This window comes from Pseudoduganella chitinolytica (genome assembly GCF_029028125.1).
In the GTDB taxonomy this organism is placed as follows: domain Bacteria; phylum Pseudomonadota; class Gammaproteobacteria; order Burkholderiales; family Burkholderiaceae_D; genus Rugamonas; species Rugamonas chitinolytica.
Genome location: NZ_CP119083.1, coordinates 4800600 through 4826031 on the forward strand (window position 1 = coordinate 4800600; position 25432 = coordinate 4826031).

Consider the following 25432-nt stretch of genomic DNA (forward strand, 5'->3'; position numbering starts at 1 on the left):
TGTTTATACGAGTGATTTTTTCAGGGACGGGGCTGGCACGTCAGCGCCAATGCGCGGCAGCGACCCGGGCAGACCAAGCGTGGACGCGACGGCGGCGGCCGGATTGCCTCCACTCAGTGCACCGTAGGCACTCAGCGCCGCGGCGCCGCCCGGCAGCTTGCCCGCGACATTGGCCATGGCCGCCTGTCCGAGCGGCGCCAGCAATGCTTGCGCGCCACCTTGTTTCAGGGATTGCACCGCGCCTGCCGCTTGCTGCGCGGCCTGCACCATCGCGCGGGCCTGGCCGGCTGCGCCTTTGAGACTGGCTGCCGCAGCACTGGCACCGGACAGCATTCCTCCCCCCGGCGCCGGCTGGCCGGCCGTTGCCCCAGCGGCACCAGCAGCGGCACCTCCCTCGGGCAGCGCCGCAGCCGGCCATTCGGTCTCCTGGCCGAGGACGCTGCCTTCATCCCATGGGTCGCGCGGATCCTTGCCGTAGGTGACCGCGGCCATGCCCATCGGCAGGCCCGCGACGCTGGCAAAGCCGTCGCCATCGAGCGTGCCCTGGTGCTCGCCTCCTTCGGCGTCGACGACCGTGTAGTCGCCTTGCCGGATGCCTTGCTTCTTGCTGCCTTCCGGGTTCACATACTGGTGATGCAGGTCGAGCTGCCCCGGCGCCAGCTGCATGGGCTGCGGCAAGCTTCGCGTGCCTTTGCTCTTGGCGGGGACGAAGCTATGGTGCGCGGCGTGCTGGACCCAGTTGCCGCTGGTGCCATGGACGATCCCCGATGCGTTCCAGCGGCTGAAGCTGGAGCCGCCGTTGATCACCACCTCTTCCTTTGCCGTGATCGTGATCTTGTTGGCGGTGTGGGTGATGTTGAGCTTGGCCAGGATGTTGATGCTGTCCTTCAACGCGGTAATGTCGATGTCGGCGCTGGCCGCCACCAGCTTCATGCCGGCCTTGTAGGCAAACATGCGCACCGCTTCCTTGACGCTGACGAGCAGGCTCTTGCCCGCGCTCAGGCTGATATGGCCCCCGCTGGTCACGGCGCTGTGCTCGACGCTCATCAGATGGGTGGACCCCTCCGTGGTGGTTTCGATGCCGGCAGGGCTCGCCAGGGTCAGGTGGGGCGCCTGGAATTCCGGGAATTCGCCTTGCGCCGGCGCGCCGCCCTGGCCTTTGAGGGCGTCGATCTGCGCCTGCAGCGCGGCGATGACCTGGTCCTGGTCACCTGCCTGGTGCGCTTGTGCCTGCTGCGCGGCCTGCGACAGGCTGTCGTGCAACTCCTTGCCTTGCGCCATGCGCGCCAGCGTCTCCTCCATATCGGTGATATGGGCGCGGGCGTTCGGCCGTCCCTCGGTGCTGAGCAGCAGGCCCTGCTGTGCGCGCACGGCGCCGTGGCCGTCCGTGCGCAGCTCGAACCCCTGGCCGCGCGCGTCCTTGCGTCCCGCATTGTCTTCGATGCGGCTGATATGGCCCAGGCTGAGCTGGCTGGCGAGGTGGTCGCTCTTGAGCTGGGCCTGGATCTGCCCTTGCGTATCGTCCAGCACCATATGATTGCTGCGGCCGCCAGGCGTGTTGCCGCCATCGGCGGTCAGCTCACGGCTCCGCAGCCCCGTCAGCGCCCGCTGCTCGGGCAGCTTCCAAGGCGGCATATAGCTCTGGTTGTACACGGCGCCCGTGATGATCGGATGGTCGGGATTGCCGTCGAGCCATTGCACGATCACTTCCGATCCGACGCGAGGATGACTGGCCAGGCCCTTCTCGCCGCCGGCCCAGTTGCTGCTTACCCGTACCCAGCAGCTGCCGCTCTCGTCCCGGTCCCAGTGGAACTTGACCTGGACACGCCCGTACTCATCCACGTTCAGGCTGCCCTGGCCTTCCGCGCCCACCACGATGGCGGTTTGCAGGGCCAGCAGTTTGGTCTCCGTGCTGTTGAAACCGCGTCCCGGCCGCCAGGGCGCGGCCTTGCTCTGGCAGAGCAGGCGATTCTTGTACTCCGAGATCGCACCCCTGCCTTGCAGGTAGTTGTTGCTGGCTGTGTGGTGCACCTCCAGGATCAGGAATTCGCTGTCTTCGCTTTCGCCGAAATGGTCGAGCAGCGTGAACCACCTGCCCGGGGCCACGCGCCGGTTGTTGCCTTGTGCTGCGTACAGCTTGCCGCGGGCTTCGATTTCTTCCATGCGCAAGCGCGACAGCTCGTAGGCGCCGGACTGGTGCTTGAAGCCGTAGTGCCCCTCATAGCTGTGCACTTCCAGCGGTGGAATGTCGCCTTGCTGGTCGATGGAGACGCTGTCCGCATGGACCGGGCGGGGATTCTTGAAATCGAAGCCGCTCACCGCCGTCTGGGCGGACGCCCACTGGCGCAGCGGGCTCCAGTCGCCGATCGCGTCCTCTTCGGCCACGCCACCGGCCCGTTGGAAGCGGATGCCCGGCGACGGTCCATCGATCGGCGCCGTGGTGCGGGTGTCGTCGCACACCTTGAGCGTATGGCCTTCGTTGCTGTGTTCGTACCAATGGCTGTAGCCCGCCGCTTCCCAGCGCCGGCACAGGTAGTTGTGATCGGTCTCGTCCCATTGCGTGGCCATGGTGAACTGCGGCTGTTCGCCGGCGACCTCCCATTCCCAGGAGGGCAGGCCGCCGTAGCCGGCGAAGATCGCTTCCGTTTGCTCGCGCAGGCTTTGCACATGGAACAGGCGGTTGTTCCGGCGCAGGCGCAGGTATGCCAGCCATGGCCGCAGCACGGCCTCGTAGAAGGCCACGCCGCCATCCGTCTTGACCAGCTGGAACGACGTCACATAACCGGTGAACGGACGCAGGCTGCCGTCCGCCTGTACCAGCGACACGCACAGCAGCTTGCCGTGCATCGCCTCGAGTTCCAGCCTGGCGTCGTCGCTCAGGAGTTCCACCCTGAATTCGAAGTCGCGCGACAGGTATTCCGTGCCTTCGAAGCGGTTCACCATCAGCTTCACTTCCGGCCCGTCGTTCTTCGGGAACGACAACCGCAACAGACGGGTACTTTGGTGGGCTTCCAGCAGTGCTAGCAGGTCAGTCATCGTAATGGCTCATCGGTTGAGCTGGCATGGTTGATTTGGGATGCAAGAAGTGGCCGCCGCAAACATCCACCCGCACGCCGCGCGGGTGCTCGCTGTTGAGCCACGAAACTTAGCATTTTAGCACGACTATATCGGGGCATTACGGGAAGGCGACATACAGGGAATGTCAAATGCATCGCCTCATTTGGCGGGCGGTAAAGCATCGCACATCGTTCTCGGCGGTACCCTGACCTGAAGCAAGGGGGCAACGTCCACCATCGGGCGTGGCCCTGCAGAAGAGCTCAGCTGGCCCAGCGTTGCCTGCCCTTGCCATGCTGTCCAATGAAAAACGGCCCGGTCGAAAACTCGACCGGGCCGTGCAGGCATCACCTCGACGTTACGCCGTCCGCGTTAAGCAGCCACTTAACTGAACGGTATTACCGCCACGGCAGCCTTCTTTCCCCTACAACGGATCAGCAGCAGCCGAGCATCTTGAGGCAGCATTCGATGCTGACGCAGCAGCCGTCGGCCGCCAGGGCGGCGGCGGAAGCGGACAGCAGGGCGATGGCAACGGCGATCTTGGTGGTGTTCGATTTCATGATGGGTACTCCTGGACGTTGGAAAAATAAGCAGGCGGATCTTTCCAGCTTCGTCAGTCGGGCGGTGTCCAGACGTCCCGGACCACTAGCGGGCCCGCACATGGCAAGGGCGCGCTGGCTGCGGCGGTTGCCGGCGCAACCGCCACGGCGTGGCTCGTATCGACCGCCAGCGCAGGCGCGGCACTCAGGCAGCCCATCGCCGCGCACCGCTCGGCCGTGCATTCGTCCTGGGGACAGCAAGTGTCATACGATGCCGCCAGCGCGGCAGTGCTGCCGAGCAGGAAGAACAACGCGATCAACAGGAAACGGAGCGTGCGCATGCGACGATTCTACGCCCGTCCGTAGCGTGATGCTAGCGCTGTGCCCCTGCCCCGGCCTTCAGCTTGCGGACCGTATTCGTCACCAGTTCCCGCACGGGTCCGCACCCCAGCTTGGCCAGCTCGGCCACGTCGCGCGACTTGCCCGCCTCCTGCGCCACCAGGTAGCCCAGGTAATAGCCGCGCCGTTGCGGCAGCGACTTGTCCCGGCTGCTCATCTGGAACAGGCTGGCATTGACCTGCGGGTCGCTGCTGTCCAGCACCTTGTCCAGCTGCGCCCAGGCGGCCGGCAGCATCGCCCGCGTTTTCGCCACGGTGCCGGACGGGAAGTCCGTCAGCAGTTCCTTGTCGTTCGCTTCGGGATGCATCTGCTGGGATACATACGTCGCCAGCCCCTCGACCCACAACGATTTCCACACGACGTTGTCCGGGCAGGCCGCCAGTGCCGGCTCGTGGTACGTGTGGAACAGTTCGTGGTGGAAGAAGGCGCCGTCGTCACCGCCCGCGTGATAGCGCGCCAGCCCGTCGGCGCCGAAGATCAGGTGGGTCTTGCCCGCCAGCTCGCGCGTGCCGCCGTCCATTTCTCCCAGCGAATGCAGCAGCCAGATCTCGCCGTCGTAGCGGTAATCGGGGAAACGGGCCTGGAACGCGGTCACGTAGCCGGACAATTGCGCACCGAACGCGCGTGCCTTGCGCAGGTAGACGTCGCGCATCGCCGGGTATTTGACGATGGCCGCGCCGATTCGTTCGTCCTGCTCGGCCCGCGAAAACAGGATGCGCTCGTCGCCATAGAAAAGCGGGAAGCGCGCACCCACGCTGCGGCGGAACTCCTCCACCCGCGCCGGCAGCGGCATGAACTCCGTGCGTGCATAAAACTCGTCGAAGGCGATGCTGAGATCGTTTACCCTTGGCCCGGCCGCCTGGGCGGCCGCGCTCAGCAGCAACGGTAACGCGACGACCAAACAGGGCAGCAGGTGCATGATGTGTTCTTTTTGATAACGTGACGACGTAAAAAAAAGCAGCCGGCAGGCTGCTTTTCTTGGATGCGACCAGATCAGTGCTTGGTCTGGCGCAGTTTGGCGATCGCTGCCAGCTGGCCGATGGCCGCTGCCAGTTCCGCCTGGGCTTTCGCGTAGTCGATGCCGGTCTTGTTGTTGGCCAGGTTTTCTTCCGCCAGTTTCTTGGCGGCTTGTGCCTTGGCTTCATCCAGGTCGGCGCCACGGATCGCGGTGTCGGCCAGTACCGTCACGGCGTTCGGCTGCACTTCCAGCAGGCCACCGGCAACGAAGACAAACTCTTCTTCCGCCTTGCCTTGAACCTGGATGCGTACCGCGCCCGGACGGATACGGGTGATCAGCGGCGTGTGCTTCGGGTAGATCCCCAGCTCGCCCTGCTCGCCCGGCAACGCGACGAACGTGGCTTCGCCGGAGAAGATCAGCTCTTCTGCCGAGACCACGTCGACGTGAATAGTATTTGCCATTGTCAATCCTAAGTTGAACAGCCCCGCGTCCCGGACGCGGGGCTATGTCGATTAGCCCAGTTTCTTGGCTTTTTCGATGGCTTCTTCGATCGTGCCGACCATGTAGAACGCCTGCTCCGGCAGGTGATCCAGTTCGCCGGAAGCGATCATCTTGAAGCCCTTGATCGTGTCCTTCAGCGAAACGTACTTGCCTGGCGAGCCCGTGAAGACTTCGGCGACGTGGAACGGCTGCGACAGGAAACGCTGCATCTTACGAGCGCGTGCCACCAGCAGCTTGTCTTCCGGTGCCAGTTCGTCCATGCCCAGAATCGCAATGATGTCGCGCAGTTCCTTGTAGCGCTGCAGCGTGCCCTGCACGGCGCGGGCCGTGTCGTAGTGCTCCTGGCCGACGACCAGCGGGTCCAGCTGGCGGGAGGTCGAGTCCAGCGGGTCGACGGCCGGGTAGATACCCAGCGAGGCGATGTCACGCGACAGAACGACGGTGGAGTCCAGGTGACCGAAGGTCGTCGCTGGCGACGGGTCGGTCAAGTCATCCGCAGGGACGTAGACGGCCTGGATCGACGTGATCGAACCGGTTTTCGTCGACGTGATGCGCTCCTGCAGGCGGCCCATTTCTTCGGCCAGCGTCGGCTGGTAGCCCACGGCGGAAGGCATACGGCCCAGCAGTGCGGACACTTCGGTACCGGCCAGCGTGAAGCGGTAGATGTTGTCGACGAAGAACAGAACGTCCTTGCCTTCGTCACGGAACGATTCGGCGATCGTCAGGCCGGTCAGCGCGACGCGCAGACGGTTGCCTGGCGGCTCGTTCATCTGGCCGTAGACCATGGCAACCTTGGAGTTGCCCAGGTTGTCCAGGTCGACGACTTTCGCATCGGCCATCTCGTGGTAGAAGTCGTTACCTTCACGGGTACGCTCACCCACGCCGGCAAACACGGACAGACCCGAGTGCGCCTTGGCGATGTTGTTGATCAGTTCCATCATGTTGACGGTCTTGCCGACGCCGGCGCCGCCGAACAGGCCGACTTTACCGCCCTTGGCGAACGGGCAGACCAGGTCGATGACCTTGATGCCGGTTTCCAGCAGGTCTTGCGACGGCGACAGCTCGTCGTAAGCCGGTGCCACGCGGTGGATCGAGGCGGTCTGTTCTTGCGAAACAGGGCCGCGCTCGTCGATCGGGTTGCCCAGCACGTCCATGATGCGACCCAGCGTGCCCTTACCGACCGGCACCATGATCGGCTTGCCCGTGTTCTGGATGGTCATGCCGCGACGCAGGCCGTCGGAAGAACCCAGAGCAATGGTACGGACCACGCCGTCACCCAGCTGCTGTTGGACTTCCAGGGTCAGCTCGGAGCCTTCCATTTTCAGCGCGTCAAAAACCTTAGGCATCGCGTTGCGCGGGAACTCAACGTCCACCACAGCGCCGATACACTGAACGATTTTGCCATCAGCCATGTTCGTTCCTTCAAATATAGTTAAATTCGTTTAAACCGCGGCCGCACCGGACACGATTTCAGAGAGTTCTTTGGTAATTGCTGCCTGGCGGGTCTTGTTGTAGACCAGCTTCAGCTCACCGATGACGTTACCGGCGTTGTCGCTGGCGGCCTTCATGGCCACCATGCGCGCCGATTGCTCGGACGCCAGGTTTTCCGCGACGGACTGGTACACCAGCGCTTCCACGTAGCGTTCCAGCAGTTCGTCGATGACGGTCGCTGCGTCCGGCTCGTAGATGTAATCCCACTGGTGGGCCGACTTGTCGGTGGCGCGCTTGTCCGCCGTCAGCGGCAGCAGTTGCTCGACGACCGGTTCCTGCTTCATCGTGTTGATGAACTTGGTGTAGCACAGGTAGACGGCGTCCAGCTTACCTTCCTGGAACTTCTCCAGCATTACTTTCACGGGGCCGATCAGCTTTTCCAGGTGCGGCGTATCGCCGATCTGGGTCGCCTGCGCCACCACGGGCACGCCGACGCGGTTCAGGAAACCCAAACCCTTGTTGCCGATGGCCACGGCTTCGATCTTGTTGCCGGCGCCTTCCAGCTCACGGGTTTTCGCCGTCACCTGGCGCAGCACGTTGGTGTTCAGGCCACCGCACAGACCCTTGTCGGTCGTGACGATGATGAACCCCACGGCTTTCGCTTGCGTCCCCTGGGCTTCGGCCAGGAACGGGTGCGTGTATTCCGGATTGGCGCTTGCCAGGTTCGTCGCGATCACACGAATCTTGTCCGCGTAGGGACGGGCGGCGCGCATGCGATCCTGCGCCTTGCGCATTTTCGATGCGGCGACCATTTCCATCGCCTTCGTGATCTTCTTCGTATTTTCTACGCTCTTGATCTTGCCACGTATCTCTTTGCCTACTGCCATGAGTCCTTACTCCTTCTGCGTTGAAAGGCGACCCGTTACAGGGTCGCCATCACGCTTAAAATGCGCCCGACTTCTTGAAATCAGCGATGGCGGCAGACAGCGCAGCTTCGCCGTCCTTGTCCAGTTGCTTGGTTTCTTCGATCTTGGACAGCAGAGCGGCTTGCTTGGTCTTCAGGTACGAGTGCAGGCCGGCTTCGAACGCCAGGACCGACTTGACTGGCACGTCGTCCAGGAAGCCCTTGTTGACGGCGAACAGCGACGCGCCCATCAGGGAGATCGACAGCGGCGAGTACTGTGCCTGCTTCAGCAGTTCGGTCACGCGGGCACCGCGTTCCAGCTGCTTGCGGGTCGATTCGTCCAGGTCGGAAGCGAACTGCGCGAACGCAGCCAGTTCACGGTACTGTGCCAGGTCGGTACGGATACCGCCGGACAGGCCCTTGATGACCTTGGTCTGGGCAGCGCCACCGACGCGCGACACCGAGATACCGGCGTTGATCGCAGGACGGATACCGGCGTTGAACAGCGACGTTTCCAGGAAGATCTGGCCGTCGGTAATCGAGATCACGTTCGTTGGCACGAAGGCCGAGACGTCACCGGCTTGCGTTTCGATGATCGGCAGTGCCGTCAGCGAACCGGTCTTGCCCTTGACGGCGCCGTTGGTGAAGGCTTCGACGTAGTCGGCGTTCACGCGGGCAGCACGTTCCAGCAGGCGGCTGTGCAGGTAGAACACGTCGCCAGGGTACGCTTCGCGACCTGGTGGACGGCGCAGCAGCAGCGAAATCTGACGGTAGGCAACAGCTTGCTTCGACAGGTCGTCGTACACGATCAGCGCGTCTTCGCCGCGGTCGCGGAAGTATTCGCCCATCGCGCAGCCCGAGTAGGCCGAGATGTACTGCATGGCGGCCGATTCCGAAGCGGAAGCGGCGACAACGATCGTGTATTCCATCGCGCCGTGCTGTTCCAGGGAACGCACGATGTTCTTGATGGTCGATGCCTTCTGGCCGATGGCGACGTAGATACACGTCATGCCCTGGCCCTTCTGGTTGATGATCGCGTCGACTGCGACAGCCGATTTACCGGTCTGGCGGTCGCCAATGATCAGCTCACGCTGGCCACGGCCGATCGGCACCATCGCGTCGATCGACTTCAGGCCGGTCTGCATTGGCTGCGACACGGATTCACGGGCGATAACGCCCGGCGCGATCTTCTCGATCGGGGACGTCAGTTGCGTGACGACAGGACCCTTGCCGTCGATCGGCTGGCCCAGGGCGTTGACGACACGGCCGCGCAGTTCCGGACCGACCGGCACTTCCAGGATGCGGCCGGTGCACTTGACCGTGTCGCCTTCGGAGATGTGCTCGTAGGAACCCAGGATGACGGCGCCGACGGAGTCGCGCTCCAGGTTCATTGCCAGGCCGAACGTGTTGCCAGGGAATTCCAGCATCTCGCCTTGCATCACTTCGGACAGACCGTGGATGCGGCAGATACCGTCGGCAACCGAGATAACGGTGCCTTGATTGCGCACTTCAGCGCCGCCATCAATGCCTTGGATCCGGCTCTTGATCAGCTCGCTGATTTCAGATGGGTTGAGTTGCATACTAACTCCTAATTGTTTTCTCTCAGCTTGCGCGAGGGTATAAGGGTCTGCCGAAGCGGGCGGCGGTTACGCTGGTGCCTTACGACACCAGTGCGACACGCAGCTGTTGCAGCTTGGCGCGTACCGAAGTGTCCAGCACTTCGTCGCCGACCACCACGCGTACGCCACCGATCAGCGATGGATCCACCGTGACGCTTGGGTTGAGCTTGCGGCCGAATTTCTTTTCCAGCGTGGCGACCAGGCCTGCCGTCTGGGCAGCGTCCATGTCGAATGCGCTGGTGATGTCGGCATCCGCCGCGCCTTCCACGCTGTTTTTCAGCTCGTGGAATTGCACGCCGATTTCCGGCAGCAGTTCGATGCGGCCGTTTTCGATCAGCATCGAGAGGAAGTTGTTCGCTTCCGCGTTAAGCGGCGATTTCAGCAGGCCCTGGATGACCGACGCCACATCGCTGTCGGACACTTTAGGGTTGCGGGCATATGCCAGCACCTCGGGATGGGCACCGATCTGGGCCAGTTCGGACACCAGATCGGACCACTGCGCGAGGTTGCCAGCCTGGGCTACGCGGAAGAGGGCTTCCGCGTAAGGACGGGCGACGGTTGCGAGTTCAGCCATGATTACAGCTCGGTCGCAAGGCGGTTCAGCAGGTCGGCGTGGGCCGACGCGTTGACTTCGCGCTTCAGGATTTGCTCGGCGCCCTTCACAGCCAGGTCGGCGACCTGGGCACGCAGTTGCTCGCGGGCCTGGGTGACTTGCTGGTCGGCTTCAGCCTTGGCGGTCGCGATGATGCGGTCCGCTTCGGCCTTGGCGTTGGCCTTGATCTCTTCAGCGATCAGCTGAGCACGCTTTTCAGCGTCCGCGACGCGCTGTGCAGCTTCGTCACGGGCGGAGGACAGGGCTTCCGCGGCGCGCTTTTCAGCCGCCGCCATCGAAGCCTGACCCTGGTCGGCTGCAGCCAGACCGTCCGCAATACGCTTGGCACGCTCATCCAGCGCGCTGTTGAGCGCCGGGAAGACGAATTTCATCGAGAACCAGACGAGCACCGCGAAGGTGATCATCTGACCGATGAGAGACGCATTGATGTTCATACCTTGCTCCTAAAAAGTTTCCCCGGTTGGAGCGTTATTACTGAGCTACGGCGGTGGTCAGTGCGGTCAGGAACGGGTTGTTGAACGTGAACAGCAGCGAAACGCCGACGCCGATCATCGAGATCGCGTCCAGCAGACCAGCGATAACGAACAGTTTGGTTTGCAGTTGTGGCATCAGTTCAGGCTGGCGTGCCGAAGCTTCCAGGAACTTGCCACCCAGGATTGCGAAGCCCAATGCGGTGCCGATGGCTGCCAGGCCAATGATGATTGCGACGGCCAGAACGGTCATGCTTTGTACTTGTGCGATCAGAGCTTGCATTTGAGATTTCTCCTAAGATTTAAAAAAACTACAGATACTGAAAAAAGTGAAAACAATAGTGCGAAATTAGTGCTTCTCAACCGCGAGGCTAAGGTACACGACCGTCAGGGCCATAAAGACGAAAGCCTGCAGGGTCACAATCAGGATGTGGAAGATTGCCCATGGACCACCCAGCAGCCACTGTGCCCACCATGGCAGCAGCGCGATCAGGATGAAAATCAGTTCGCCGGCATACATATTGCCGAACAGTCGCAGCGACAGCGAAATTGGCTTGGCGAACAGTTCCAGCATCTGGAAGATGAAGTTCACCGGTGCCAGGAAGATCGCGGCGACGCCGTGTGCGTGGAACGGCGCCGTGAACAGCTCTTTCATGTAGCCGCCTGCGCCTTTGGCCTTGATCGAGAAGCCGATAATGCACAGGAACACGCCGAAGGCCATGCCGAAGGTGTGGTTCACGTCGGCGGTCGGTACCACGCGCAGCTTGTAGACGCCGAAGAATTCCAGGAGTTTCGGCAGCAGGTCCACCGGCAGGAAGTCCATCGCGTTCATCAGCCAGACCCACACGAAGATCGTGATGGCCAGCGGGGCGATGACGGCGCTTTTCGCGTGGAAGGCGCTGTTGACCGTGTCGTTGACCAGTTCCATGATCCATTCGACGAAGTTCTGCAGCTTGCCCGGCACACCGGCGGTGGCGCGCTTGGACGCCATGTAGAACACGCCCAGGAACACGAAGCCCAGGATCAGCGAGATCCAGAACGTGTCCAGGTTGAAGGCGCCGTCGGCGCTTTGCAGGTGAGAAAGGTGGTGCTGGATGTATTCGGTGGCGTTTGCCGGGGCTGCGTGCCCCCCGTGTTCAGTGGTCATAGTTAGTGATATTGAATTTAGAATTGTTGTCCGAACCTTCCGTTCACGGAAGGCCTAAACCGGCGATTAAACTGCGAGCAGTGAAAACCAGTACGCCAAGGTCGCCACTGCAAAACCCAAGATCAGCCAAACGTTAGCGGCCGACTGAAACAGCACCAGTGCCGCAATAAACAGCACTGCTGTAATGAATAACTTCACCATCTCGGCGAGCTCATGCCGCCGTAATGCCGCTTTGGCGTCCTTGCTCCCGCTCGCGACGATCAGCGCGTAAACACCGCTGCCGATCACCGCAATCGCACCGCCCATGGCGGCAGACCAGCCTTTCTCCACCCCGGCGAAATACGCGACGAGGGCAGAGAAAAGGACGGCGATTGTGAATTGCAGGGCAACGATGCGGTACACCGGCCGGGCGATACTTTGTGCAGAATCACTCACTTGCCGACCTTCTCACGTTGCTTATAGACCCAAAGACACGGGATTATAGGTCGCTAACGTGAGCCGCGTCAAACATGCTGCACCGCATCAGAGCAATGGGGACAACATTGCAACACCCCCTCGACGGCCTCTGCACCAGGTTGGTGCAAGAGCGACCTGCACGACAGGCTTAACAGAGCCTTAAGGACTTTTCAGTGTGCCAACCCAAGCATTTCCTGCTGCTTTGACAACAATCCTCGTGATATCTGAGCAATTCCCACTGCCCAATTATTGGGCAATCGGCGCCACCGTCCGGCGCCCTGCCCGATATCGGGACAGTGGCACACGGGACAATGGCAGAACTTCACGGGAACAATTGTGTTTTTAGAGTAAACACTCAGCCGCGCAGGCGGGCGATCACGCCGTCCAGGATGTCCAGGTCGGCGAAGTCGATGATCATCTGACCGCGGCCCTTCGACCCGATCTTGAACACCACCGGGGTCGCCAGTGTATCGGACAGTTCTTCTTCGAGGCGCTTGATATCGCCCGACTTCTCGCGCACCTTCGCTTCCGGCCGGGCCGTCTGTTCCTCGATCGTGCGGTTGACGAGCTTTTCGGTTTCGCGCACGGACAACCGTTTGGCCACCACAACATTTGCCAGCGTGATCTGCGCGGCGGCGTCGACGGCCAGCAAGGCGCGAGCGTGGCCCATGTCGATGTCGCCGGCCATCAGCATCGTCTGCACGGGCGCTGCCAGATTCATCAGGCGCAGCAGGTTCGACACGGCGCTGCGCGAGCGGCCCACCGCATGGGCCGCTTGCTCGTGGGTAAAGCTGAAGTCCGTGATGAGGCGGTGGATACCCTGGGCTTCTTCCAGCGGATTGAGATCCTCGCGCTGGATGTTCTCGATCAGCGCCATCGCGGCGGCGGCCGTGTCGTCCACTTCGCGCACCAGGACGGGCACGTTGTCCAGCCCGGCAATTTGCGCCGCACGGAACCGTCGCTCGCCGGCGATGATCTCGTACGTGGTCTGGCCGTCCTTGCCGGTACCGACCGGGCGGACCAGGATCGGCTGCATGATGCCCTGCGTCTTGATCGATGCCGCCAGTTCGTTCAGGCTGCCTTCGTCCATGCGCGTGCGCGGCTGGTATTTACCTGGTTGCAGCTGGCCGATGGCCAGTTCCGACGGTTTGCCCTGGTCGGCCGGATTGGCGGGGTCGCCGCCGCCGCCCAGCAGCGCGTCGAGGCCGCGTCCCAGGCCTTTTAGTTTTTTGGTTGCCATGTGAATAATCGTTGTAGTTATCAACACCGGGACATGGGTTTCCGAGAAAGCCTGTCCCGCGGGTTTTACATCTTCTTGATCCGCTTGACCATCTCCGCCCCGAAGGCGATATAGGCCTGCGCGCCCTTCGAGCTGGGATCGAACGTCACGCCGGGCATGCCGTACGACGGCGCCTCGGCCAGCCGCACGTTGCGCGGGATGATTGTCTTGAACACCTTGTCGCCGAAGTGCTGTTCCAGCTGGGCCGAGACCTGCTGCGACAGCGTCATGCGCGGGTCGAACATCACGCGCAACAGGCCGATGATCTTCAGGTCCGGGTTCAGGTTCGCGTGCACCTTCTTGATGGTGTTGACCAGGTCGGACAATCCTTCCAGCGCGTAGTACTCGCACTGCATCGGAATGATGACGCCGTGCGCCGCGCACAGGCCATTCAGGGTCAGCATGGACAGCGCGGGCGGGCAGTCGATCAGGATGAAGTCGTAGTCCTTGTCGACCAGGGCCAGGGCATCCTTCAGACGCGACTCGCGCCGGTCCAGTTCCACCATCTCCACTTCCGCGCCGGCCAGCTCGCGGTTCGAGGGCAGCACGTCGAAGCGCCCTGCTTCCGAACGCAGGCGCGCCGTCGCTACATCAGACGTTCCCAACATCACTTCATAGGTGGACGCCGCCAGGCCGGCCTTGTTGATGCCGGCGCCCATCGTGGCGTTGCCCTGCGGGTCCAGGTCGACCAGCAGCACGCGCTGGTTCAACTTGGCCAGGCCGGCCGACAGGTTGACCGTGGTGGTGGTCTTGCCGACGCCGCCCTTCTGGTTTGCTACGCAAAAGATTTTTGCCATGTAGGTTCTTATTGGATGATTCGTATTGGACTAAACTATTTATATTGTTTATATCGTCTATACTATTTATACCGTATAAACGATTTATACTGTTTATATCAACTAAACGATTTATACTGTTTCTGCTCGTTGCACGAAAACCAGGTGCCGCTCCGCCTTCAGTCCCGGCACCCGTAAAGCCTGCAAATCCTGCACTTTCCAGTCGCCCTGCAGCCGGTCCTGCAGCCGCTCGCGTTCGTCTTGCGGCGCGGTGCCTTTCAGGGCAATGAAGCGGCCGTCGTCCGCCAGCAGGTGCCGCGACCACTCGATAAAATCGCTGAGGTCGGCAAACGCCCTGCTCGTGATGACGTCGAACGGTTGCTTCACCTGCAGGTCCTGCACCTTTTTCGTGTAGACCGTGACGTTGGCCAAGCCCAGCTCCACTTTCACCTGCGTCAGGAAGGCGGTTTTCTTGTGCACGGTGTCGATCATCGACACTTTCATGTCCGGCCGCGCGATCGCCAGCACGATGCCGGGCAGGCCTCCGCCCGCGCCCACGTCCAGCACGTTGGCCGCGCCCTCGAAAGCAGGCACCGCCGCCAGCGAATCGAGCAGGTGCAAGGTCATCATCTGCAGCGGATCGCGCACGGAAGTCAGGTTGTAGACGTGGTTCCACTTGTGCAGCAGGGCCAGGTAGTCCAGCAGCTGGTCCTGCTGGGCTTGCGACAGCGCCAATTGCAGCCCAGCCAAGCCCTTTTCCAGCAGTTGCGCCAGCGTGGCGCGCTCGAACTGGGCCATCAGGCTGCCTCTTCTTTCAGGTTGACGAAGCCGCCGTAGCCGGCCTTCTTGAGGTGCACCAGCAGCAGCGAAATCGCCGCCGGCGTCACGCCGGAGATGCGCGACGCTTGCCCCAGCGTCTCGGGACGGTGTTTCGCCAGCTTCTGCCGCACCTCCACGGACAGCGCGGCGATCTCCAGATAGTTAAAACCTTCGGGCAACTTCAGGTTTTCATAGTGCTCGTGGCGCTCCACTTCCTTCAATTGGCGCTCGATATAACCCGAATACTTCAGCTGGATTTCCACCTGCTCCTGCACGGCCGGATCGGTCACGCCGGGGCCGCCCAGGGCCTGCCCGTCCACGCCCGTCAACGTGACGAGCTTGTCGTAGTCGACGCCGGGACGGCGCAGCAGGTCGGCCAGCGAATACTCGCGCTCGATGGCCTGCCCGATCACTCGTTCGGACTCGGCCGCGGCCAGGATACGGGGATTGACCCACGTGGATTTCAGGCGCTCCAGCTCGTGCGCGACGGCCTCGCGCTTGCGGTCGAATGCTTCCCACTGTGCGTCGCCGACGACGCCCAGCTTGCGGCCGATCTCCGTCAGGCGCATGTCCGCGTTGTCCTCGCGCAGCGACAGGCGGTACTCGGCGCGGCTCGTGAACATGCGGTAGGGCTCCTGCACGCCCTGGGTGACGAGGTCGTCCACCAAGACGCCCAGGTAGGCTTCCGAGCGCGCCGGCACCCAGGCTTCCTTGCCCTGCGTCTGCAGCGCGGCATTGATCCCCGCCAGCATGCCCTGCGCGGCGGCCTCTTCGTAGCCCGTGGTGCCGTTGATCTGGCCGGCGAAATACAGGCCGCCAATGGCCTTGGTTTCCAGCGATGCCTTCAGTCCGCGCGGGTCGAAATAATCGTATTCGATGGCGTAGCCGGGGCGCAGGATGTGGGCGTTTTCCAGGCCTTTCATGGAGCGCACAAGGGCGATCTGCACGTCGAACGGCAGGCTCGTCGAGATGCCGTTCGGGTAGAACTCGTGCGTCGTCAGGCCTTCCGGCTCCAGGAAGATCTGGTGCGATTCCTTGCTGGAGAAGCGGTGGATCTTGTCCTCGATGGACGGGCAATAGCGGGGACCGACACCCTCGATGACGCCCGTGTACATGGGGCTGCGGTCCAGCCCGCCACGGATGATGTCGTGGGTCTGCTGGTTCGTGTGCGTGACCCAGCATGGCAGCTGCTTGGGGTGCATGGCCGTGTTACCCATCACGGAAAAGACGGGCACGGGATCGAGGTCGCCAGGCTGTTCCGACATCTGGCTGAAGTCGATGCTGCGCCCGTCGATGCGGGGCGGCGTGCCCGTCTTGAGGCGGCCTTGCGGCAGCTTCAGCTCCTTCAAACGGCTCGACAGCGAGATCGCGGGCGGGTCGCCCGCGCGGCCGGCCGAGTAGTTCTGCAGGCCCACGTGGATCTTCCCGTCCAGGAAGGTGCCGGCCGTCAGCACGACGGCGCGGGCCAGGAACTTCAGGCCGATCTGGGTGACGGCGCCGACGACGCGGTCGCCTTCCACCATCAGGTCGTCCACGGCTTGCTGGAACAGCCACAGGTTGGGCTGGTTTTCCAGGCGCGAGCGGATCGCCTGCTTGTACAGGATACGGTCGGCCTGGGCCCGCGTGGCACGCACGGCCGGGCCTTTGGAGGAATTCAGGATGCGGAACTGGATGCCGGACTCGTCCGTAGCAATGGCCATGGCGCCGCCCATGGCGTCCACTTCCTTGACCAGGTGGCCCTTGCCGATACCGCCAATGGACGGATTGCAGGACATCTGGCCCAGGGTTTCGATGTTATGCGTCAGCAACAGCGTCTTCTGGCCCATGCGTGCGGCCGCTAGTGCGGCTTCGGTACCGGCATGGCCGCCGCCCACGACGATGACGTCGAATTCAGTAGGAAATAACATGGTGAGGGAAAAATTCGAAGGGATTGAACCGAGATTATAGAGTTTTTTCGGTGCTGCGAATTTTTTAGGCAGAAATTTTGATACGTTGTTCCACGTGGAACAGTCCTGGCCGATGCGCTTTTGGTTTCACGTGGAACAAAAAAAATCCCGGCCGAAGCCGGGACGTCCGCTGTTCCACGTGGAACATCACCATCGTTGCCATGCATCCCAACTGGTCTTGACGATCAGGACCGTGACGACGACCAGGAAAACGCGACGGACAAAACCGCTGCCATGGCGCATCGCCAGCTTGGTCCCGATCAGCGAGCCGGCCACCTGGCACACGGCCATCATCAGCCCCAGCTGCCACAGCAGGTGACCGCTGTAGCCGAACCACATCAGCGCGGAAAGATTGCACGCCACATTGACGATCTTCGCCACCGCCGATGCGCCCAGGAAGTCGAAGCCAAAGACGCGTACAAACAGGAAGACCAGGAAGCTGCCCGTGCCCGGACCGAAGAAGCCGTCATAAAACCCAATCCCTGCCCCGCTCAAGACGGCAAACACCTGCTCGCGACGGCCCGTGTGCAACGGCGCGTGCACGCTGCCCAGGTCCTTGCGCCGGAACGTGTACACGGCCACGGCCAGCAGTACAACCGGCAGTAACGTGCGCATGAAGTCGGCCGGAACGTGCGTGACGGTAAAGGCACCGCAGAAGGCGAACAGAAACGCCGCGATCGCGGCGGGCGCGGCAGTCGACCAGGCGATCGACACACGCCGGGCGTAGTTCACTGCCGCCGCCGCCGTACCGAAGATGCCGGCCAGTTTGCTGGTACCCAGCAAGGTTGCCGGTGCCGTGTTGCCAAACACGGAAAACAGCACAGGAATCTGGATCAGCCCCCCTCCTCCCACCACCGCATCCACCAATCCGGCGGCAAATGCGGCTACGCCCAACAACGCATAATCGACCATCTTCCCTCCTTAAAACAAGCTCATCATTGTACGGAAGAACGCGGCAACGGGTTCTGGTAAGCTGGCAGCAGACCACCGGGAGATCGCATGAACGACTTCGTCTTCAGCACCGTCAGCCAGATCGTCGCCGCGTTGGGCGCCGCCGGCCAGCTTGGCCAGCACGTCCGCCAGCGCTTCCCCGCGACCCGCCGCGCACTGGTCGTTACCGACCCGGGCTTCCTTGCCACCGGCCTGGCTACCGCACCGGTGCGCAGCCTCGAGGCCGCTGGCTTTTCCGTTCATACCTATGCCGGCGTCGTTGCAGACCCACCCGAAGCGGTTGTGCTGGCCGCTGCCGATATCGCCCGCGCCCACGCTACCGATGTCGTCATCGGCCTGGGTGGGGGCAGCTCGATGGACGTCGCCAAGCTGATCGCCGTGCTGGCCGGCAGCGATCAGGCGCTGCCCTCCATGTACGGCATCGGCAATGTCCAGGGCAACCGGCTGCCCCTGGTGCAGGTGCCGACCACCGCCGGCACGGGCTCCGAAGTCACCAATATCGCCATCGTCACGACAGGGGCGACCACCAAGATGGGCGTCGTCGCGCAGCAGCTATATGCCGATATCGCCCTCCTGGACGCCACGCTGACGGTCGGCCTGCCGCCGCGCGTGACGGCGGCCACGGGCATCGATGCGATGGTGCATGCCATCGAGGCTTATACCAGCCGCCACAAGAAGAATCCGCTGTCGGACAGCCTGGCGCGGCAGGCGCTGCAACTGCTGTCCGCCAACCTGCTGCAAGCCTGCCGCGACGGCCAGGACCTGGCAGCGCGCCAGGCCATGCTGCTGGGTGCCCTGCTCGCCGGGCAGGCGTTTTCCAACGCACCCGTAGCCGCCGTCCACGCGCTGGCCTATCCGATCGGCGGCATCTTCCACGTGGCGCATGGCTTGTCGAATGCGCTGGTGCTGCCGCATGTGCTGCGCTTCAATGCACCGGCGGCGGCGCCCCTGTATGCAGAGCTGGCGGAGGTGGTCGTGCCCGGCGTGACCGGCTGCGTGGAAGCCCGTGCGCAGGCACTGACGGTGGCAATGGAACAGTTCGCGCATGCGGCCGGGATCGAGCGAACGCTGCGGGAAGTGGGTGTCGGGGAAGGCGATCTCGACCGGCTGGCGGACGATGCGATGTTGCAGACGAGACTACTGGGAAACAATCCGCGCGACCTGACGCGCGCGGATGCCTGGGAGATTTATCGGGCCGCTTACTGAGCCGGCCCTATCACGGTCGAGCCCGTGTCCGTGTCGGGGTGTGACCCCCGTTGCCATGGATCGGACACGGGCGCGGCCGTGGTGCGGCGTAGCGAGGAGACTTAGTCCGGCACCGTCACCGTGGTACCGCTGACGGTGATGGCGTTGATGCCTGGGGCGGCCGAGATCACGGGCACGTTCTGCACCGTGATCGGCACGCTGGCGTCGCCCCGCGTTGTCGTGCGCACCAGCTGCGACGGAGGCAGCGCCGTCGCGCTGTTCTTCAGGTTGGCATACACGGCGTCCAGCGCACGGAACAGGTACACGTGCAGCGGCACGATCACGTTCGGCAGCGCATTGGTAAACGAATCGAAGTGATTGGCGTTCGTCACCTCGATATAACGCAGCTTGCTGTTGGCGCCCTCCACTGCCGCATTCAGGCCGACGTAGGCACGCGATGCATGGTTCACGGGAATCAGCGCATCCGAGCGGCCAGACACGATGACGGCCGGCTTGCCCTTGAGGTTGCCCGTCGCCAGTACTTCCGCCATCCCCGCCTTGACGCGCGCGCTCAGCGCAGCCGCGTCGCCCGTCAGGGCATTGCCCGTCACGGGATCGATCCCGGTTGCCAGGCCGCGCAGGCACAGGAAGCCGTCCAGCGACTGGTCCTCGATGCCGCTCGACGGCGACACGCCAAGGCTATACGCCTTGGCGCCGCCGACGGAATCCTCGTAGACCGGCGTGCCGACGATACCGTTCTGCGTGGCAAAGCTCGCCGCCTTCTGCGCGGCCGTGAAGGCGATCGGGTTGCCGCTGGCGTCGACAGGTGCCCAGTTGAAACCGCACACCTTGTCCGTCACGGCAAACTTGCCGTATGCGTTCACGTACGTCACGGCGACCAGCACGTTGGTCAGCGCGTGCAGGCCTTGCAGGGGTTCCGCATCCGCCGTCCAGCCGTAGGCCTTCAGCCGCGCCTTGGCGTCGTTCTGGCGTGCCACCAGGTCGGTGCCGTTCAGCAGTCCTTTCTGCACCAGCGAAGTACAACGACCGGCGCCGCCCGCAATGCAGGGCTGGTACAGCGCCGCATAGCTGGAATAGTCCAGCAGCGCCTTGCCCTGCGCGGGCACGTTGACACTGCCCTGGCGCACCGTGTAGCCGGTGCTCTTGTTCGGCTGGATCTGCGGTTCGGTTGCGGCCACGGCATCGATCAGGCCCTTGGTATCCTGCTCGGCCGCCAGCAGCGCCGCGCCGGCCCCATTGGAAATGCTGGACGCGATCGTCAGCGTATTGGCTGGGGTGAAGCGCACCGTACGGCCGCCGTCGCTCGTCTGCACGCCGTAGCGCTCGTTCAGCACATAGAACGCGAACTCGACGGCCTGCAACGTGATCTTGCCCCAGTCTTTTTCCGGGTTCTGCTGCGAGTGCGCATGCTTGAACGCGATGCGGCCCGGGTATTGCTGCGCGAACGCGGTGCGCTGCGCATCCGTCAGCTCGGGCGCGAACGTGGCGTTCTTCGCTGCCGCAGCGCGCGTCGCGCGCACGCCGTTCAGCGTGTTGACGCTGTCGTCGTCGAACGTGTACAGCCCGGTCCCGCTGCCCTTGTCCGCATAGGCGACGGCGCAGTTGTTCTTCAGGCCCCACTCGCCGGCACTGCCGATTGCGCCATAGATGCCGCGCGAGCCGCTGGACGTACCCGTCACGATGCACGGGTTGGCGGGATCGAAGCTGCTCGGCACCTGCACCATCAATGTGACGTTCTGCTTGCCGCTGCCATCGTCCGCATAGGCCAGGTATTCCGTGCCGGCCACCATGCCACTGCCGTTGGTGACGCCACCGGCCGCATTGACGTTCGGGCCGTACAGGGAACCGTAGCCGCTGTTGGCCGCGATATCGAGCACGGCGCGGTAGTTGGCAAAGATCGCATTGCGGCGCAGTTCGCGCGCCGTGGGATTGGCCGGGTCGTTGTACGCTGGCGGCGTGGCGGCTGCCAGGCCCGAGGCCCCCAGGCCGGCCGTCAGCAGGTCGTCCGACGTGCCGTCATAGGTCGTGCTGGTGACCGTGCCCAGGTAGGCCGGCTTCTGGTTGACGGCGGCGGGGCCGTCGTCGTCGCGGCTGTGGTCGCCACAGGCGGTCAGCGCCAGCCCCACGGCCAGCGCGATCGCGGTTTTCGATGGTGTCTGCATAGTCTCTTCCTTTTATTGTTGGTTCAGGCTTGTCGCCTGCAATGCTCGTAAAAAAAAACGCCGGCTCTGCCGGCGTCCGGTTCAGGCTGGTTTTCGCCTGCCGAAGTGCGCAACGATTTCGCCCACGATGCCGCGCCGGAACAACAGCACGCACGCGACGAAGATCAGGCCCGTGACCATGCTGACGGCTTCGCCCAGCGTACCGAACCACTCGATCCCCGTGCCGTTGGCCAGCAGGGTACCGAAGTCGCCCAGCTTGTTTTCCAGCGCGATGATGACCACTGCGCCCAGCAACGGTCCCGCCAGCGTGCCCATGCCGCCGACCAGGGTCATCAGGATGACGAGGCCGGACATCGTCCAGTGCAGGTCCGTCAGCGTCTCAAAGCCCAGCACGACCGTCTTCAAGGAACCAGCCAGCCCGGCCAGCGCGGCGGACAGCACGAACGCCACCAGCTTGTATTTGTCGACGTCGTAGCCCAGCGAGATCGCGCGCGGCTCGTTTTCCTTGATCGCTTTCAGTACCTGGCCGAACGGCGAATGCACGGTACGAACGATCAGCGCAAAGGCGAGCACCGCCACGCCCAGCACGACAAAGTACAACGTCAGGTCGTCCGACAGGTCCAGCACGCCCAGCAGTTTACCCCGTGGCACGCCCTGCAGCCCATCCTCGCCGCCCGTGAAGTCGGTAAAGCGCAGGCCGCCGAAATATACCATCTGCGCCAGCGCCAGGGTGATCATCGAGAAGTAGATGCCGGCGCGGCGGATCGCCAGCGCGCCCATCACCAGGCCCACCAGGGCGGCAGCCGCGACGCCGGCCAGCAGCGCCAGCTCCAGCGGCAAGCCCCAGTTCTTCAGCGCGTTGCCCGCGACGTAGCCGGCCGAGCCGAAGAACGCCGCGTGGCCGAACGACAGCAGCCCGGTGTACCCGATCAGCAGGTTGAAGGCACAGGCGAACAGCGCAAAGCACAGCAGCTTCATCAGGAAGACGGGATAGCCGATGAAGGGCGCCGCCAGGGCGATGGCCAGCGCCAGCGCGTAACCGATCTGTTTATTCATGGATCACCTCTTATTTTTCCTTGCCGAACAGGCCGGCGGGGCGCAGCAGCAGCACGATGACCATCACGAGGAACACGACGGTCGACGAGAACTCCGGATAGAACACCCGCGTCAGTCCCTCGATGACGCCCAGCCCCAGCCCGGTGACGATGGACCCCATGATCGAGCCCATGCCGCCGATGACGACGACGGCAAACACGACGATGATCAGGTTCGAGCCCATCAACGGCGAAACCTGGATGATCGGTGCCGCCAGCACGCCCGCAAAGCCGGCCAGCGCCACGCCGAAGCCATACGTCAACGTCACCATCAACGGCACGTTGACGCCGAACGCCTCGACCAGCTTGGGGTTTTCCGTGCCCGCGCGCAGGTAGGCACCCAGCTTGGTGCGCTCGATCACGTACCACGTGGAGAAGCACACCAGCAGCGACGCGACGACCACCCAGCCGCGGTAGTTCGGCAGGATCATGAAGCCCAGGTCGGTTGCCCCCTGCAGCAGCTCCGGCGTCTCGAACGGCTGGCCCGAGACGCCGTAGAACGAGCGGAACACGCCCTCCACCAGCAACGTGATACCGAAGGTCAGCAGCAGGCCGTACAGGTGGTCCAGCTTGTACAGCCAGCGCAGCATCGTTTTCTCGATGAGGATGCCCAGCGCGCCCACGACCAGCGGCGCGGCCAGCAGCATCGTCCAGTACGACAGGCCCAGGTAGCTCATGCCCATCCAGGCAACGAACGCGCCCATCATGTACATCGCGCCGTGGGAAAAATTGATGACGTTGAGCAGGCCGAAAATCACGGCCAGCCCCAGCGACAGCATGGCGTAGAACGACCCGTTGACGAGCCCCAGCGTCAGCTGGCTCATCACGACGGGCAAGGGATATCCGAATAGTTCCATGGCTGAACAAGGTGAGTTGGTGGAGGGGCAGCGGGCCCGCGCGGCCGCCCGCGGTCGCGGGACCGTACAGCGCGGGACCGTACAGCGCGGGACATCCGATCCCGATGGGCGTCAGCCCGTTATTTCCACAGCGAGCACTTGGTCTCGGCTTTCGTCATGTACGCCTGGTCGCCCGGGATCGTGGCCACGAGCTTGTAGTAGTCCCATGGGTATTTCGATTCCGCCGGTTTCTTCACTTCCATCAGGTACATGTCGTGCACCATGCGGCCGTCCGGACGGATCACGCCGTTCTTGGTGAACATGTCGTTGATCGGCGTTTTCTTCAGGTGGGCCATGACCTTGTCGGAATCGTCGGTACCCACGGCCTTGACGGCTTTCAGGTAGTTCGACGCGGCGGAGTAGTCGGCCGCCTGCAGCATCGACGGTTCCTTTTTCATCTTGGCGAAGTAGCGCTTCGACCATGCGCGCGTCTCCGCGTTGGCATCCCAGTACCAGCCGTCCGTCAGGTACATGCCCTGGGTGGCGTTCAGGCCCAGCGAGTGGATGTCGTTGATGAAGATCAGGAGGCCCGCCAGTTTCATGCTCTTGGTGACGCCGAATTCGTTGGCGGCCTTGATGGCGTTGATCGCATCGCCGCCGGCGTTGGCCAGGCCCAGGATCTGCGCCTTGGAACCCTGCGCCTGCAGCAGGAACGACGAGAAGTCGGAGGCCGACAGCGGGTGCTTGACGGCGCCCAGTACCTTGCCTCCGCCCGTCTTGACGACGTCGGCCGTGTCCTTCTCCAGCGAATGGCCGAACGCGTAGTCGGCCGTCATGAAGTACCAGTTCTTGCCGCCCTGCTTGACGATGGCGCCGCCCGTGCCGCGCGCCAGCGCCACCGTGTCGTAGGCGTAGTGGATCGTGTAGGGCGTGCATTCCTCGTTGGTCAGGCGCGAGGAGCCGGCGCCGATGGAGATGAAGATTTTCTTCTTGTCGGCGGCCACCTTGGCCATCGCCAGGTTGGCGCCGGAATTGGTCCCGCCGATCAGCATGTCGACGCCCTGCTGGTCGAACCATTCGCGCGCCTTCGACGCGGCGATGTCGGCCTTGTTCTGGTGGTCGGCGGAGATGAACTCCACTTTCTTGCCGGCGATGACGACGCCGGCGTCGGCGATGGCCATCTTGATCGCCTCGGCGCCGCCCGCACCGTCGATGTCCGTGTACAGGCCGTTCATGTCGGTAATAAAACCGATCTTGATCGTGTCGCCCGATACCTGGGCGTGGGCCGTGAAGGAGAGCCCCAGGGTGCAGAGGGCGAAGGCGGCAGTGGCGATAGCTGTGCGTTGCATGGTCTTGTCTCCTTTTGGTGGGTACTGCCGCGGCCGGTCGGCACGGCGGCGTCCGTTGCTTTGTTAAAACGCAGCGCCGCCCATGGCGGCGTGCGCATCTTCCCTGCTTTACTGTTGTACAGCTGTCGACTTGCGGATCAAACGCCCAGCAGCTCGGTCAGTACCGGCATCTTGGCCTGCAGCTCGGCGGCGGCGAACGTCTCGACGATCTGGCCATGCTCCATCACGTAGAACCGGTCCGCCAGCGGGGCGGCAAAGCGGAAATTCTGCTCGACCATGACGATCGTGTAGCCCTTCGCCTTGAGCGTGCGGATCATGCGCGCCAGGCCCTGCACGATGACGGGGGCCAGCCCTTCGGAAATCTCGTCCAGCAGCAAGAGGCGTGCGCCCGTGCGCAGGATGCGCGCGACGGCCAGCATCTGCTGTTCGCCGCCCGACAAGCGCGTGCCCTGGCTGTGGCGGCGCTCCTTCAGGTTGGGGAACATGTCGTAGATCTCGTCGATGCTCATGCCCCGCTCCCCTTCCTTGCCCGTCTTCAGCACGGGCGGCAGCAGCAGGTTTTCCTCCGTCGACAGCGACGAGAAAATGCCCCGCTCCTCCGGGCAGTAACCGATGCCCAGGTGGGCCACCTGGTGGGTCGGCAGGCCGATCGCTTCCTTGCCATGGACCTTGATGGACCCCTTGCGGGTGCCGGTCAGGCCCATGATGGCGCGCAGCGTCGTCGTGCGGCCGGCGCCGTTGCGGCCCAGCAGCGTGACGACTTCGCCCTGGCGCACGGCGATGTTGACGTCGTGCAGGATATGCGACTCGCCGTACCAGGCCTGCAGGTTGCTGATCTCGAGCGCCATGCTGGCGGCGGCGGCGCCTGGCGCGGGAGAGGCGTGCACCGGGCCGCGCTCGGCGGTGCCGCGCGAAACGGAGTG

The 25432-nt window shown here is 63.3% G+C and carries 24 protein-coding genes; 1 reads left to right on the plus strand and 23 read right to left on the minus strand.

What is annotated here, in order from left to right:
• Positions 1-3: 3 nt before the first annotated feature.
• From PX653_RS21325 to PX653_RS21410, 18 genes are all read right to left on the minus strand, one after another.
• Positions 4-3036, minus strand: a complete 3033-nt coding sequence (locus PX653_RS21325; protein ID WP_277414714.1) for a type VI secretion system Vgr family protein — start codon at positions 3034-3036, stop codon at positions 4-6.
• Between the two features lie 452 nt (positions 3037-3488).
• Positions 3489-3614: a hypothetical protein gene (locus PX653_RS21330; protein WP_277414715.1), complete on the minus strand. Its 126-nt coding sequence runs from the start codon at positions 3612-3614 to the stop codon at positions 3489-3491.
• A 53-nt stretch (positions 3615-3667) separates the two neighbouring features.
• Entirely contained in the window at positions 3668-3934 is a 267-nt protein-coding gene (locus PX653_RS21335; RefSeq protein ID WP_277414716.1) for a hypothetical protein, read from the minus strand.
• 32 nt (positions 3935-3966) lie between these two features.
• Positions 3967-4911, minus strand: coding sequence for a hypothetical protein (locus tag PX653_RS21340; protein ID WP_277414717.1), 945 nt, complete (start codon positions 4909-4911; stop codon positions 3967-3969).
• Positions 4912-4985: 74 nt separating this feature from the next.
• The gene (locus PX653_RS21345) at positions 4986-5411 is read right to left on the minus strand and encodes a F0F1 ATP synthase subunit epsilon (RefSeq protein WP_107139973.1); all 426 of its coding nucleotides are present in this window, start codon (positions 5409-5411) and stop codon (positions 4986-4988) included.
• A gap of 51 nt (positions 5412-5462) precedes the next feature.
• The gene (atpD, locus tag PX653_RS21350; RefSeq protein ID WP_277414718.1) at positions 5463-6863 is read right to left on the minus strand and encodes a F0F1 ATP synthase subunit beta; all 1401 of its coding nucleotides are present in this window, start codon (positions 6861-6863) and stop codon (positions 5463-5465) included.
• Positions 6864-6893: 30 nt separating this feature from the next.
• Positions 6894-7769 carry a F0F1 ATP synthase subunit gamma gene (gene atpG / locus PX653_RS21355; RefSeq protein ID WP_277414719.1) on the minus strand — a complete coding sequence of 292 codons (876 nt, stop codon included), beginning with the start codon at positions 7767-7769 and terminating at the stop codon, positions 6894-6896.
• Positions 7770-7824: 55 nt separating this feature from the next.
• Positions 7825-9366, minus strand: coding sequence for a F0F1 ATP synthase subunit alpha (gene atpA, locus PX653_RS21360; RefSeq protein WP_107139970.1), 1542 nt, complete (start codon positions 9364-9366; stop codon positions 7825-7827).
• Between the two features lie 79 nt (positions 9367-9445).
• Positions 9446-9979: a F0F1 ATP synthase subunit delta gene (locus PX653_RS21365; RefSeq protein ID WP_112939317.1), complete on the minus strand. Its 534-nt coding sequence runs from the start codon at positions 9977-9979 to the stop codon at positions 9446-9448.
• A gap of 2 nt (positions 9980-9981) precedes the next feature.
• The gene (locus PX653_RS21370) at positions 9982-10452 is read right to left on the minus strand and encodes a F0F1 ATP synthase subunit B (protein WP_277414720.1); all 471 of its coding nucleotides are present in this window, start codon (positions 10450-10452) and stop codon (positions 9982-9984) included.
• A gap of 37 nt (positions 10453-10489) precedes the next feature.
• Entirely contained in the window at positions 10490-10771 is a 282-nt protein-coding gene (gene atpE / locus PX653_RS21375) for a F0F1 ATP synthase subunit C (protein ID WP_107139967.1), read from the minus strand.
• 66 nt (positions 10772-10837) lie between these two features.
• Positions 10838-11635 (minus strand): F0F1 ATP synthase subunit A, encoded by a 798-nt coding sequence (gene atpB / locus PX653_RS21380; protein WP_277414721.1) that lies wholly within the window; start codon positions 11633-11635, stop codon positions 10838-10840.
• A gap of 66 nt (positions 11636-11701) precedes the next feature.
• Positions 11702-12070: an ATP synthase subunit I gene (locus PX653_RS21385; RefSeq protein ID WP_277414722.1), complete on the minus strand. Its 369-nt coding sequence runs from the start codon at positions 12068-12070 to the stop codon at positions 11702-11704.
• 376 nt (positions 12071-12446) lie between these two features.
• Positions 12447-13331, minus strand: a complete 885-nt coding sequence (locus tag PX653_RS21390) for a ParB/RepB/Spo0J family partition protein (protein ID WP_277414723.1) — start codon at positions 13329-13331, stop codon at positions 12447-12449.
• A 65-nt stretch (positions 13332-13396) separates the two neighbouring features.
• Positions 13397-14167 (minus strand): ParA family protein, encoded by a 771-nt coding sequence (locus PX653_RS21395; protein ID WP_277414724.1) that lies wholly within the window; start codon positions 14165-14167, stop codon positions 13397-13399.
• Positions 14168-14278: 111 nt separating this feature from the next.
• Positions 14279-14944 carry a 16S rRNA (guanine(527)-N(7))-methyltransferase RsmG gene (gene rsmG, locus PX653_RS21400; protein ID WP_277414725.1) on the minus strand — a complete coding sequence of 222 codons (666 nt, stop codon included), beginning with the start codon at positions 14942-14944 and terminating at the stop codon, positions 14279-14281.
• Positions 14944-16872 (minus strand): tRNA uridine-5-carboxymethylaminomethyl(34) synthesis enzyme MnmG, encoded by a 1929-nt coding sequence (mnmG, locus tag PX653_RS21405; protein ID WP_277414726.1) that lies wholly within the window; start codon positions 16870-16872, stop codon positions 14944-14946. The genes rsmG and mnmG overlap by 1 nt, the downstream gene beginning before the upstream one ends.
• Before the next feature lie 186 nt (positions 16873-17058).
• Entirely contained in the window at positions 17059-17823 is a 765-nt protein-coding gene (locus tag PX653_RS21410) for a TSUP family transporter (RefSeq protein WP_277414727.1), read from the minus strand.
• An 87-nt stretch (positions 17824-17910) separates the two neighbouring features.
• On the opposite strand from PX653_RS21410, the gene PX653_RS21415 reads away from it, so the two are divergent.
• The gene (locus tag PX653_RS21415; RefSeq protein ID WP_277414728.1) at positions 17911-19068 is read left to right on the plus strand and encodes an iron-containing alcohol dehydrogenase; all 1158 of its coding nucleotides are present in this window, start codon (positions 17911-17913) and stop codon (positions 19066-19068) included.
• Between the two features lie 101 nt (positions 19069-19169).
• On the opposite strand, the gene PX653_RS21420 is transcribed toward PX653_RS21415, so the two are convergent.
• The 5 genes from PX653_RS21420 to PX653_RS21440 form a co-directional block, all read right to left on the minus strand.
• A complete protein-coding gene (locus tag PX653_RS21420) occupies positions 19170-21230 on the minus strand; it encodes a 3-hydroxybutyrate oligomer hydrolase family protein (protein ID WP_277414729.1) in 2061 nt (686 codons plus the stop codon).
• An 81-nt stretch (positions 21231-21311) separates the two neighbouring features.
• On the minus strand, positions 21312-22286 hold the full coding sequence (locus tag PX653_RS21425) for a branched-chain amino acid ABC transporter permease (RefSeq protein WP_277414730.1): 975 nt from the start codon (positions 22284-22286) through the stop codon (positions 21312-21314).
• A 10-nt stretch (positions 22287-22296) separates the two neighbouring features.
• On the minus strand, positions 22297-23181 hold the full coding sequence (locus PX653_RS21430) for a branched-chain amino acid ABC transporter permease (protein ID WP_277414731.1): 885 nt from the start codon (positions 23179-23181) through the stop codon (positions 22297-22299).
• Between the two features lie 119 nt (positions 23182-23300).
• Positions 23301-24509: an ABC transporter substrate-binding protein gene (locus tag PX653_RS21435; protein WP_277414732.1), complete on the minus strand. Its 1209-nt coding sequence runs from the start codon at positions 24507-24509 to the stop codon at positions 23301-23303.
• Between the two features lie 137 nt (positions 24510-24646).
• Positions 24647-25357 (minus strand): ABC transporter ATP-binding protein, encoded by a 711-nt coding sequence (locus PX653_RS21440; protein WP_277418631.1) that lies wholly within the window; start codon positions 25355-25357, stop codon positions 24647-24649.
• Positions 25358-25432: the final 75 nt, after the last annotated feature.

Coding starts and splice junctions, on each gene's coding strand:
- PX653_RS21325 (WP_277414714.1), bottom strand. CDS start 3,036: ATGACTGACCTGCTAGCACTGCTGGAAGCCCACCAAAGTACCCGTCTG.
- PX653_RS21330 (WP_277414715.1), bottom strand. CDS start 3,614: ATGAAATCGAACACCACCAAGATCGCCGTTGCCATCGCCCTGCTGTCC.
- PX653_RS21335 (WP_277414716.1), bottom strand. CDS start 3,934: ATGCGCACGCTCCGTTTCCTGTTGATCGCGTTGTTCTTCCTGCTCGGC.
- PX653_RS21340 (WP_277414717.1), bottom strand. CDS start 4,911: ATGCACCTGCTGCCCTGTTTGGTCGTCGCGTTACCGTTGCTGCTGAGC.
- PX653_RS21345 (WP_107139973.1), bottom strand. CDS start 5,411: ATGGCAAATACTATTCACGTCGACGTGGTCTCGGCAGAAGAGCTGATC.
- atpD (WP_277414718.1), bottom strand. CDS start 6,863: ATGGCTGATGGCAAAATCGTTCAGTGTATCGGCGCTGTGGTGGACGTT.
- atpG (WP_277414719.1), bottom strand. CDS start 7,769: ATGGCAGTAGGCAAAGAGATACGTGGCAAGATCAAGAGCGTAGAAAAT.
- atpA (WP_107139970.1), bottom strand. CDS start 9,366: ATGCAACTCAACCCATCTGAAATCAGCGAGCTGATCAAGAGCCGGATC.
- PX653_RS21365 (WP_112939317.1), bottom strand. CDS start 9,979: ATGGCTGAACTCGCAACCGTCGCCCGTCCTTACGCGGAAGCCCTCTTC.
- PX653_RS21370 (WP_277414720.1), bottom strand. CDS start 10,452: ATGAACATCAATGCGTCTCTCATCGGTCAGATGATCACCTTCGCGGTG.
- atpE (WP_107139967.1), bottom strand. CDS start 10,771: ATGCAAGCTCTGATCGCACAAGTACAAAGCATGACCGTTCTGGCCGTC.
- atpB (WP_277414721.1), bottom strand. CDS start 11,635: ATGACCACTGAACACGGGGGGCACGCAGCCCCGGCAAACGCCACCGAA.
- PX653_RS21390 (WP_277414723.1), bottom strand. CDS start 13,331: ATGGCAACCAAAAAACTAAAAGGCCTGGGACGCGGCCTCGACGCGCTG.
- PX653_RS21395 (WP_277414724.1), bottom strand. CDS start 14,167: ATGGCAAAAATCTTTTGCGTAGCAAACCAGAAGGGCGGCGTCGGCAAG.
- rsmG (WP_277414725.1), bottom strand. CDS start 14,944: ATGGCCCAGTTCGAGCGCGCCACGCTGGCGCAACTGCTGGAAAAGGGC.
- mnmG (WP_277414726.1), bottom strand. CDS start 16,872: ATGTTATTTCCTACTGAATTCGACGTCATCGTCGTGGGCGGCGGCCAT.
- PX653_RS21410 (WP_277414727.1), bottom strand. CDS start 17,823: ATGGTCGATTATGCGTTGTTGGGCGTAGCCGCATTTGCCGCCGGATTG.
- PX653_RS21415 (WP_277414728.1), top strand. CDS start 17,911: ATGAACGACTTCGTCTTCAGCACCGTCAGCCAGATCGTCGCCGCGTTG.
- PX653_RS21420 (WP_277414729.1), bottom strand. CDS start 21,230: ATGCAGACACCATCGAAAACCGCGATCGCGCTGGCCGTGGGGCTGGCG.
- PX653_RS21425 (WP_277414730.1), bottom strand. CDS start 22,286: ATGAATAAACAGATCGGTTACGCGCTGGCGCTGGCCATCGCCCTGGCG.
- PX653_RS21430 (WP_277414731.1), bottom strand. CDS start 23,181: ATGGAACTATTCGGATATCCCTTGCCCGTCGTGATGAGCCAGCTGACG.
- PX653_RS21435 (WP_277414732.1), bottom strand. CDS start 24,509: ATGCAACGCACAGCTATCGCCACTGCCGCCTTCGCCCTCTGCACCCTG.
- PX653_RS21440 (WP_277418631.1), bottom strand. CDS start 25,357: ATGGCGCTCGAGATCAGCAACCTGCAGGCCTGGTACGGCGAGTCGCAT.